Annotated in this window: 1 protein-coding gene; it reads left to right on the top strand. The window is 61.0% G+C overall.

Translation table 11 applies throughout. The annotated features are described in order from the left end of the window. Positions 1-138 precede the first annotated feature (138 nt). Positions 139-1,644 carry a proteasome accessory factor PafA2 family protein gene (locus ABIZ35_RS14215; RefSeq protein ID WP_348220574.1) on the top strand — a complete coding sequence of 502 codons (1,506 nt, stop codon included), beginning with the start codon at positions 139-141 and terminating at the stop codon, positions 1,642-1,644. Positions 1,645-1,835 lie beyond the last annotated feature (191 nt).

Genomic DNA, 1,835 nt, shown 5'->3' with positions numbered 1-1,835 from the left:
TTTCGGACGAAAGCCCCCTGCGACAACAAAACCTAATACCCTTCCCTGCTTCAAGGGAGGGGTCGGCCGAAGGCCGGGGGTGGGTCATACGCAGCGAAGGTCGGAGATAAGTCACAAACTCTCAAGGAATTATAACTCATGCCCCTCTTCGGCATCGAAACAGAATATGGGATCGCCGTCGAAGGCAAGGGCGCCAGCGACCTCGTCGCGGAATCCCGCGCCGTGGTTCGGGCCTACCCGGGCGTGGCGGCTGGCCCCTGGTACTACCGAGGTGAAGATTCGCGCAATGATATGCGTGGGTTCCATGTCGACAAGCTGTCCCAGGACCCGGAAGACGCCAAGTTCGACTCGCCGGATCACAAGCCGCTGCCAGTGGAAGAGGAGCGCGGGGATCGAATTCTCGTGAACGGCGCTCGTCTTTACAACGATCATGGTCATCCGGAGTATTCGACCCCTGAGTGCCGGACGCTGCTGGACTTGGTCACGCACGACAAGGCTGGCGAGCGGATCGTGCTGGCGGCGGCGCAGGCTCGGATGGAGCACGCCGGTGTCGGCCGGATCGACATTTATAAAAACAATACGGACCATCACGGCTCATCGTATGGGACGCATGAGAACTATCTCGTGAAGCGCAGCGTGCCGTTCGGCGATCTACTGAGCGCATTGCTTCCGTTCTTTGCAACGCGGATCCTTTACGCCGGCGCCGGCAAGATTGGCATTGAGCCAAATGGCAACCCGGGCGTTTATCAGTTGTCCCAGCGAGCCGACTTCTTCAGCGAAGAAGCCTCCGTGGACACGCTGTATCGGCGTCCGCTGGTCAATACACGCGATGAGCCCCACGCCGATCCGCGTGAGTGGCGGCGACTGCATGTGATTTGCGGCGACGCCAATATGTCCGAGTTCGCCACGGCGCTCAAAGTGGGAACGACGTATCTGGTGACAAGCCTGCTCGAAGAGGGCTGGCGCGCGCCGATCAAGCTGCGAAACCCGGTGCAGGCGATCAAGGACGTGTCCCGCGATCCTACCTATCGATGGCTGGTGGATGTAGACGGCCAGGGCAAGACCCCGGCGGTCGATGTTCAGCGCGTGTTCCTCGCCGCCGCGAAAGAGCGGCTGACGGGGCGCGGCGCCGACACTGATTGGACGCTGCGCGCCTGGGAAGAGACGTTGGACGTTTTGGAAAGCAATCCATTGTCTTTGGACGATCGTCTCGACTGGGTCGCCAAACGCGCTCTTCTCGCCGATTACGTCGAGGCCGAAGCCATTCCCTGGAGCGATGAATCGCTGGCGTCGTTCGATCTCGCCTACAGCAATATCGATCCGGACGAGGGACTGTACTACGCGCTGGAGCAGTCCGGGGCCATGGTTCGTTTGACGGATGACGCTGCAGTGGACGCCGCTGTGACAAACGCGCCGCCCGATACCCGCGCCGCCATCCGCGGGGCGCTTGTGGAACGCTTCTCCGAGAATATCGGCGTCGCAAGCTGGAACAAAGTCGTCCTGCGCAGCGGTGAAGAATCGTGGGGCGCCGATCTGGATCCCTATGTGACGCCTGAAGACGTCGCCCCGGAACTGGCGCGCATCATCGCCGCTCCGGATCTCAATGCTCTGCTGCGGCGATATCGCGAACAGAGCCAAAAGTAACTTGCATTTCTCACGCGTCTTTGACAATTGGTCGAGCGTGTGTGACCTATAACGAAGGAGAACGCTATGCCGACAATGGATGACGATCGCGCAACCCGCCCCGCCGGTCCCGTCGACCCACTCCGCAAGGAAGGCGACGAAAAGGGACCAACAAAGCCCGACGTTGAGCGCCCCGACCGCAGCGACCTGCT

This window comes from Capsulimonas sp., from assembly GCF_039929585.1.
GTDB lineage: Bacteria > Armatimonadota > Armatimonadia > Armatimonadales > Capsulimonadaceae > Capsulimonas.
This window is presented reverse-complemented; position numbering and strand designations above follow the sequence as displayed.

Coding starts and splice junctions, on each gene's coding strand:
- ABIZ35_RS14215 (WP_348220574.1), top strand. CDS start 139: ATGCCCCTCTTCGGCATCGAAACAGAATATGGGATCGCCGTCGAAGGC.